At 65.3% G+C, this 6,753-nt stretch carries 12 protein-coding genes and 2 pseudogenes; 9 read left to right on the top strand and 5 right to left on the bottom strand.

Features of this window, described 5'->3' with window-relative positions; all coding sequences use genetic code 11:
- Both AC1DXK_RS29525 and AC1DXK_RS29530 read right to left on the bottom strand, forming a co-directional pair.
- Positions 1 to 218 (bottom strand): annotated as a pseudogene (locus AC1DXK_RS29525) (hypothetical protein); the annotation flags it as partial.
- A 77-nt stretch (positions 219 to 295) separates the two neighbouring features.
- Positions 296 to 484 carry a hypothetical protein gene (locus tag AC1DXK_RS29530; RefSeq protein WP_456686872.1) on the bottom strand — a complete coding sequence of 63 codons (189 nt, stop codon included), beginning with the start codon at positions 482 to 484 and terminating at the stop codon, positions 296 to 298.
- Between the two features lie 230 nt (positions 485 to 714).
- Here AC1DXK_RS29530 and AC1DXK_RS29535 point away from each other — a divergent pair, with 230 nt between their 5' ends.
- From AC1DXK_RS29535 to AC1DXK_RS29545, 3 genes are all read left to right on the top strand, one after another.
- Complete coding sequence (locus AC1DXK_RS29535; RefSeq protein ID WP_477299614.1) at positions 715 to 924, top strand: cold-shock protein; 210 nt, start codon at positions 715 to 717, stop codon at positions 922 to 924.
- Positions 925 to 1,022: 98 nt separating this feature from the next.
- Complete coding sequence (locus AC1DXK_RS29540) at positions 1,023 to 1,391, top strand: DUF6481 family protein (RefSeq protein WP_456686873.1); 369 nt, start codon at positions 1,023 to 1,025, stop codon at positions 1,389 to 1,391.
- A 43-nt stretch (positions 1,392 to 1,434) separates the two neighbouring features.
- Positions 1,435 to 1,635 (top strand): hypothetical protein, encoded by a 201-nt coding sequence (locus AC1DXK_RS29545; RefSeq protein ID WP_456686874.1) that lies wholly within the window; start codon positions 1,435 to 1,437, stop codon positions 1,633 to 1,635.
- Positions 1,636 to 2,047: 412 nt separating this feature from the next.
- Here AC1DXK_RS29545 and AC1DXK_RS29550 read toward each other — a convergent pair whose 3' ends face one another.
- On the bottom strand, positions 2,048 to 2,365 hold the full coding sequence (locus AC1DXK_RS29550; RefSeq protein ID WP_456685814.1) for a septal ring lytic transglycosylase RlpA family protein: 318 nt from the start codon (positions 2,363 to 2,365) through the stop codon (positions 2,048 to 2,050).
- A gap of 242 nt (positions 2,366 to 2,607) precedes the next feature.
- Positions 2,608 to 3,132, bottom strand: a complete 525-nt coding sequence (locus AC1DXK_RS29555; protein WP_456685815.1) for a MarR family winged helix-turn-helix transcriptional regulator — start codon at positions 3,130 to 3,132, stop codon at positions 2,608 to 2,610.
- 108 nt (positions 3,133 to 3,240) lie between these two features.
- Between AC1DXK_RS29555 and AC1DXK_RS29560 the strand changes: the two genes are divergently transcribed.
- The 6 genes and pseudogenes from AC1DXK_RS29560 to tnpC all read left to right on the top strand — a co-directional run.
- Positions 3,241 to 3,492, top strand: a complete 252-nt coding sequence (locus AC1DXK_RS29560) for a hypothetical protein (protein WP_456685813.1) — start codon at positions 3,241 to 3,243, stop codon at positions 3,490 to 3,492.
- Positions 3,493 to 3,502: 10 nt separating this feature from the next.
- Entirely contained in the window at positions 3,503 to 3,634 is a 132-nt protein-coding gene (locus AC1DXK_RS29565; RefSeq protein WP_456685812.1) for a hypothetical protein, read from the top strand.
- A 176-nt stretch (positions 3,635 to 3,810) separates the two neighbouring features.
- Complete coding sequence (locus AC1DXK_RS29570; protein WP_456685811.1) at positions 3,811 to 4,272, top strand: response regulator; 462 nt, start codon at positions 3,811 to 3,813, stop codon at positions 4,270 to 4,272.
- Between the two features lie 234 nt (positions 4,273 to 4,506).
- Positions 4,507 to 4,938, top strand: coding sequence for an IS66-like element accessory protein TnpA (tnpA, locus tag AC1DXK_RS29575; protein WP_477299615.1), 432 nt, complete (start codon positions 4,507 to 4,509; stop codon positions 4,936 to 4,938).
- A complete protein-coding gene (gene tnpB / locus AC1DXK_RS29580) occupies positions 4,935 to 5,291 on the top strand; it encodes an IS66 family insertion sequence element accessory protein TnpB (protein ID WP_477299616.1) in 357 nt (118 codons plus the stop codon). The genes tnpA and tnpB overlap by 4 nt, the downstream gene beginning before the upstream one ends.
- A 68-nt stretch (positions 5,292 to 5,359) precedes the next feature.
- A pseudogene (tnpC, locus tag AC1DXK_RS29585) lies at positions 5,360 to 6,541 on the top strand (IS66 family transposase); the annotation flags it as partial.
- Between the two features lie 35 nt (positions 6,542 to 6,576).
- On the opposite strand, the gene AC1DXK_RS29590 reads toward tnpC, so the two are convergent.
- Positions 6,577 to 6,753 (bottom strand): IS3 family transposase (locus tag AC1DXK_RS29590; protein ID WP_477299617.1); only part of this gene is annotated, 177 nt, incomplete at its 5' end.

Below are 6,753 nucleotides of genomic sequence, written 5' to 3' on the forward strand. Positions count from 1 at the left end.
ATGACGGGACCGAAGGTGAGCACCCAGCGGCGGACGCTCTCGTCGGGACCGAAGGTGAGCACCCAGCGGCGGACGCTCTCGTACGTGACGATGATCCCGCGCTCGGCCAGGAGCTCCTCGACATCGCGGTAGCTGAGGGTGAAGCGAAGGTACATCCAGACGGCGCGCTGGATCACGTCACGTGGGAAGCGGTAGCCGGAGTACGAGAGCGGGCTCATACGGCCCGGCTACGACGCTCGATCGACCGCCGCAAGCCAGTCCGCCCGCCAACGTGACAAGCCCGGTGTAGGCACGCCTACGTGAGCTTGCCACCAGCCGCCGCAATGCCGGCTCGAACGCCCAGAAGGAACCGCGTCGTGTCGGCAACCGCATCGGGCTCCGCTGGTGCGGCCGGCGGTTCGACACCTATCCCTTGGATGAGCTGGAAGCCGACTGTGAAGCCTTCCCGGAAATCGTCGTGCGGCACCCTGCTGCTGATATGCATCGTCAATTCCTTCGGTTCGGCATGTCGACGTTCACCCACTTACGCTGTGCGGTTGTGGTTATCCCGCGAATGGCGTACCCATGTTAAATCGACTTTTGGCCAGATATTCGGCCGCTTCGCCTGAACAGGGCGAGCGCTCTGCATCTCTCCCATTTTCGACGATCATCGACCGAGCGCGTGCGGTGCATGCGCTCGACCCATTAGTTTGCCTATATAGATACGGAATACCTATGAGCATTGGCACCGTTAAGTGGTTCAACGACACCAAGGGCTTCGGCTTCATCCAGCCCGATGACGGCGGCAAGGACGTGTTCGTGCACATCTCCGCCGTCGAGCGCGCCGGCATGAACRACCTGATCGAAGGTCAGAAAGTCTCCTACGAAATGGAGTCCGACCGCCGCACCGGTAAGCAGTCCGCTGGCAGCCTTCAGGCCGCCTGAGCCTCGCTCATCTGCCTATGACGAGTTTCGAAGCCGTTCCTCTGGGAGCGGCTTCATCTGTTTCTCGCCACCCGGCTGCGCTGTGGTGGGCGTAAAGAATGTACGTGGGGCAATTCAAAACCGACCAGTTCTCCGATCGGCTTGAGGAGACCGCCAAAGCACGGCAGGTCACTCTAGACCGGTTCCGGGCACGCCCGGCAGCTGATGATCCGGCTGTCCTTGCGCGGCAGGCCGAGCGGCAAGCCCTCGTCGAGGCGCGGGAAGTGCGATCCAACGAGCGAGAAGCAACTCGTCTTGTCGCTGAAGCTGAGCGTGAGGCTGAAGCGCTTGCGGCGAGGGAGCGCGCAGAGGCCGAAGTCGCTCGTTTGGCTGCCGAGAAGGCAGAGCGGCAGGTCGCACTCGCTACCGAGCAGAAGGCTGCGCGCGATGCACGCTTCGCCGCTCGCAAGGCCAAAGCCCGGCGGTAGGCCAGCCCTCGCCCCGCAAAGCGTCATTACTGGAGGACGAGAGATGTCTCACAAGTTCAAGGTCGGCCAGAGTGTCCGGCAGCTCGGGATCACATACGCCGGCAACAAGAGTAGCGTCGTCGACGGTCTTTTTGAGGTGGTTCGGCTCATGCCAGACGATCGATCAGGCGAGCCTTGCTACCGGATCAAGTCGGCGGGCTGCGAGGGGGCTACCCGGGAAGGTGAACTCGTTCTCGCCGCCTGATATCAGGTTCAGGACGGCAAGATCCTATCAGGCGGTCACGCTGCCTACAGAAAGCCACTCCCCGAGTGCCCCTTGAAGGCGTTGGCGCGGCGGATGTAGCCGACCACTGTCCGCGGATCCCGATGGCCCGACTGATCCATGATGCGGGCGAGATCGGCTCCGCGCTCCGCGGCCGTCGTGATGTACCCACCCTCCGACGACTAAGCCGCCCAGCATGATGCCCGACCACCTGCTCTGACTTGCCCCCGTTCGGGTGCTGATCGCGCTCGCTCCAACGTCCTAAAGGGCGTGAGCTGAGCTACGCGGTGAGGGTCTGCGGCCGGACGATATGTCGAACGTATTCCGCTCTCAGGCTTGGGGCGAAGTCACCGCCCGGGCCTTCCACGCGCGGTACACGGCGGCCGCCGTCGCGTTACAAGCGCGCGATGCTCACCGTGGCAAGGTCGGACATGCCGATCGCCTGGGCCGAGGCTTTCGACAGGTCGATCACGCGCCGGCCGACGTAAGGGCCGCGGTCGTTGATGCGCACCACGACCGACTGACCTGTGCGCGTATTGGTCACCCGCACATGCGTCCCCAGCGGCAAAGTGCGGTGCGCGGCCGTCAGCGCGTTCATGTCGAAGCGCTCGCCGTTGGCCGTTTTGCGACCGTGGAAGCCGGGGCCGTACCACGACGCGACGCCTGCCTGCTGACCGGATGCTGCTTTACCCTCGCCGCCCGCAGTGATCATGCACACAGCTGCGAAAGCGGCCAGAAGAGACGGTCGGACTTTGAATAACAACCTGCGTACCCATTGTTGTTACAAGTGGTGACGCTAAAACAGATCAATTGTGTCCAGATCGAGTTGCGCTAAGGCATGGCTGGTATGTGCCGACGCATGCCACATTTGGGGCGAGATAATGCGGCGAGCGCACTCACAATCTTGGGTGCTGACGGTTGGGCCGCCGTCATGACTGTGCTTAAAGCTGGCACCTACTCAGGTGTGCCACTTCCGGCGCTCTCAGGGTGTCCCAACAGAGCGGTGACCCTATCGATCTCGCGCTTGAGCGCCTGGATGGGCTCCTCACTCTCGCCGAGCGCGCAGACAATCCGCTCCCGGACAGCACCCGCCTTCCGGCGCAGAGCGCGCCCGGCGTCGGTCAGTTCCACCCGCAGCAGCCGCTCGTCGGCCGGATCGCGCCCACGGCGCAGCAGACCATCGCGCTCCAAGCGCTTGAGCAGCGGCGTCACCGTCCCGGAGTCGAGGTGCAGCCGCGTGGCGATCTGCTTCACGCTCTGCCCGTCCTCCTCCCACAGCGCCAGCATGGCGAGGTACTGCGGATAGGTGAGACCGAGCGGCTCAAGCAGCGGCTTGTAGGCGGCCGTGAACGCGTGGGCCGCGGCATAGACCGAGAAGCACAGCTGCCGGTCCAGCGGCAGCACGTCAGGGCCGGACGCACCCTCATCAGCTTGTTCGGAGGCGGTCTGGGTCGGAAAGCGGCGAGCGGGCTGGGTCATGGCTTCCATGTAGCACGATGAGCGCTGCAAGGCATAGATCACTCATCGTTTGACATCCAACGATTTGACAGCTAATCATTGGCCAACAAAGACAGGGGGAACTCGATCATGCCGCGCACCACCTCACCGCTCACGCTCGCTGCCGCTGCTGGTACGGGCTTCGGCGCAATCCTCTGCGGGGTTCTGGCCTTCGGTGGTGCAGGGCATGCTGAGACGCTGATCACCAAGCCGCTTCCGGCCATGGTCGCCCTGCACAGCCGCGCCCCCGCCCTGCCGGCAGCCAGTGCGCGCGATGCGCAGCAGGATCGCTCTGGCCGCGCGGTGCGGGTGGTCTATCCCGGCCCCTACGCCCAGCGCTGAAGTGGCGGCGATGATCACCGCTGCCGTGCTCCTCATGCCGGTTCTCCTGACCGCCCTGACCTTTGCGGTCGGCGAGCGACTGGAGCCGTTCCCGAACAAGGACGACCTCTGGCAGCTGCCCCGCCGGTCGTCCGTGCTCTAGGCATCAGCTTAAGGACACGCGGGCCAGCACTTCCTCGCTCAAGAGGAGCGGCTCGTCACGGTAAACAATATCGCTGTGTCTGAGCCCCACAGACGCTCTCGATCTGACGATGATCAAGCTTGTGGCAGGGTGAGACAGTGACATCTAAGTTAGACATCAGACCTGTTGCGGTCCTCGTGGTTGAGGATGACGTGCTTGTTCGCATGATCGCTGCTGACATTCTCTCGGACGCCGGCTTTCGTACCCTTGAGGCACGTGATGCTCGGGAGGCTATGACGCTCCTGGAAGCACGTGGTGACGTACGGGTGCTATTCACTGATTGGAACATGCCGGGCGACATAGACGGGCTCGGCCTCGCTCGCCTTGTCCGTCACCGTTGGCCAACTGTCGGTATCATCCTGACCTCTGGTAAGATGCGGCCTGCCCCCGGTGATCTGCCGGCTGGCGCACAGTTCCTCTCGAAGCCATACCGCCCTTCGGCCCTGATTGAGGAAGTTGAGAACCTGCTTCACGAGCACGGCGATGGGGCTCACTCGGGCGCTCCGGTGGTGCCGACCGGCGCGATCATGCAAACGCCAGTGGGCGGAGCACTGGGCGGAGATATCGCCGCTGCTCCGTCCAAGGCGGACAAGAGCTGAGGAGCCTGCGCTCGGCTGTTGTGCCAGCCGCTTCTCACCACTCCGCCTAACATTGAAGTCAGGACGATGCCGGTCTTCACATCCGCAGCAGTCGACGGCGACCGGCACGAGCTCGCGCTGCTGCGCGCCGTCCTACACGGTTCGGCCCAGGCCAAAGCGTAAGCGCTGTCTGGACGGCACCTTCCGGCAGGCCGCGTGAAGGCGACATACGGAGCGGGATGGGAGCTCCGTCACATGTCGATGTCAGAGCGTATGGCTATGTCGGAGCCGGTCCGGCGCCTGGAGCTGTTCACCGGGGCTGGCCGGCGGCGAACGTGGACGGATGAGGAGAAGGCCGCCATCGTCGCCGAGAGTGATGGGCCGGGCACCTCGATCAGCGCGGTGGCCCGCCGACATGGACTGAGCGCCTCTCAGCTGTTCACGTGGCGGCGCCTGATGCGTCAGGCTGAGAGGCACGACGATCATCGCCCATTGCAGTTCGTGCCGGCCGTTCTGAGTGTGGGCCGGCAGGAGCCGACGTCTGCCGAGCTGAGCCCAGAGCTGGGGGAGCGATGCGGCTGGCGCAGCATCGAAGTCGAGATCGCAGGCGCCACGGTCCGCATCGCTCAGGGCGCGAGCGCGGCTCAGATCGCGGCGGTGATCCAGGCGCTGAAGGCTTGCCCATGATCGGGCCGTTCGGTGCGGTGCGCGTGATGCTGGCCACACGGCCCGTGGACTTCCGCAAGGGCATGGACGGATTGGCCACTCTGGTCCGGGACGCGATGGGCGCGGACCCGTTCTCCGGCACGGTCTACGTGTTCCGGTCAAAACGCACTGACCGGGTGAAGCTCTTGGTCTGGGATGGAAGCGGACTGGTCCTCGCGACCAAGCGTCTGGAGGCTGGCCAGTTCTGCTGGCCGAAGATCGAGGACGGCGTGGTTCGGCTGAGCGCGGCGCAACTCGCTGCGCTTGTGGAGGGCTTGGACTGGAAGCGCGTCCATGCGGCTCGTGCCGTGAGCGTACCGGCGGTTGCAGGCTGAGCAAGAAGGCTGGCCGACGGGCTTCATCGCAGTGGCAAGTCACTGGCAGATATGATCTAATCCGCTTCGTGGCCGCGCCTGCTTCGCCCTCATCCGACGATCCCGAGACGCTCAAGGCGCTGCTCGCCGAGGAGCGCGCCGAGAACGAGCGGCTGCGCCAGATCATCCTGGCCATGCAGCGCCACCGCTTCGGCCGCCGCGCCAAGAGCCTGCCTGAGGATCAACTCCTGCTCGGGCTTGAGGAGGCCGAGCAGGTCGAGGCTGCGGGCTTTGCCGCCGAGGAAAGCGAGCCCGCCAAAAAGGAGGCGCGGAGGGTCAAGCGGCGCACGAACCGTGGTGCACTGCCCGCCCACCTGCCGCGGATCGAGACCGTCGTGGATATCGGCAACCTCGCCTGCCCGTGCTGCTCGGGTGCCCTGCACCGGATCGGCGAGGACGTATCCGAGCGCCTCGATGTGGTGCCGGCGCAGTTCCGGGTGCTGGTGATCCGCCGCCCGCGCTACGCTTGCCGTGCCTGCGGGGACGCGGTCGTGCAGGCACCCGCGCCGGCGCGTCTGATCGAAGGCGGCCTACCCACCGACGCGCTCGTCGCGCAGGTACTCGTCTCCAAATACGCCGACCACCTGCCGCTCTACCGGCAGGCGCAGATCTTCGCCCGCCAGGGCGTCAGCCTCGACCGCTCGACGCTGGCCGACTGGGTCGGGCGCGCCGCCTTCCTCCTCCGGCCCGTGCACGTGCGGCTGCTGGAGACGCTCAAGTGCTCAGGCAAGTTGTTTGCCGACGAGACCACGGCACCGGTGCTCGATCCGGGCCGCGGTCGCACTAAGACCGGCCAGCTCTGGGCGTATGCGCGCGACGACCGGCCCTGGGGCGGGACGGATCCGCCCGGCGTCGCCTACGTCTATGCCCCCGATCGCACGGCCGGACGACCGATCGCGCATCTCTGCGGGTTTGCAGGCGTGCTTCAGGTCGACGGCTACGCGGCCTATGAGAGCCTGGCCAAGGGCGGCGCCGTGCGGCTGGCCTACTGCTGGAGCCATGTACGTCGGCAATTCTACGACCTCGCCGCGGCCTCGCCGATCGCCATTGAGGCGCTGTCGCGCATCGCCGCGCTCTACCGGATCGAGGCCGAGATCCGCGGGCGCTCGGCCGAGGAGCGACGGGCGGCCCGTCAGGAACGAAGCCGACCGGTGGTCGAAGCGCTGGAGGCGTGGCTGCGGGAGAAGCTTGCCCTCCTGAGCCGCAAGAGCAATGATCCTCCCCTGATTTCGCGGACACGGGGAGTTTAGCTCGCGTTTTGCTCGGCCTGCTCGGGCGTGAGATAGCCGAGCGCCGAATGGATGCGTTGCCGATTGTAGTAGCCCTCGATGTAAGCGAACAGGTCGCGTCGCGCCTCATCTCGGGTTGCCCATCGCCGCTGATGAACGAGCTCGACCTTGAGAGTGTGGAAGAAGCTCTCCAT

The organism is Methylobacterium sp. P3_A11 (assembly GCF_056403155.1).

What these genes read in the sequence shown, in the direction of transcription:
- AC1DXK_RS29550 (WP_456685814.1), bottom strand. Translation starts at nt 2,365, where the DNA reads ATGATCACTGCGGGCGGCGAGGGTAAAGCAGCATCCGGTCAGCAGGCA.
- AC1DXK_RS29545 (WP_456686874.1), top strand. Translation starts at nt 1,435, where the DNA reads ATGTCTCACAAGTTCAAGGTCGGCCAGAGTGTCCGGCAGCTCGGGATC.
- AC1DXK_RS29555 (WP_456685815.1), bottom strand. Translation starts at nt 3,132, where the DNA reads ATGACCCAGCCCGCTCGCCGCTTTCCGACCCAGACCGCCTCCGAACAA.
- tnpB (WP_477299616.1), top strand. Translation starts at nt 4,935, where the DNA reads ATGATCGGGCCGTTCGGTGCGGTGCGCGTGATGCTGGCCACACGGCCC.
- AC1DXK_RS29565 (WP_456685812.1), top strand. Translation starts at nt 3,503, where the DNA reads ATGATCACCGCTGCCGTGCTCCTCATGCCGGTTCTCCTGACCGCCCTG.
- AC1DXK_RS29540 (WP_456686873.1), top strand. Translation starts at nt 1,023, where the DNA reads ATGTACGTGGGGCAATTCAAAACCGACCAGTTCTCCGATCGGCTTGAG.
- AC1DXK_RS29560 (WP_456685813.1), top strand. Translation starts at nt 3,241, where the DNA reads ATGCCGCGCACCACCTCACCGCTCACGCTCGCTGCCGCTGCTGGTACG.
- AC1DXK_RS29530 (WP_456686872.1), bottom strand. Translation starts at nt 484, where the DNA reads ATGCATATCAGCAGCAGGGTGCCGCACGACGATTTCCGGGAAGGCTTC.
- tnpA (WP_477299615.1), top strand. Translation starts at nt 4,507, where the DNA reads ATGTCGATGTCAGAGCGTATGGCTATGTCGGAGCCGGTCCGGCGCCTG.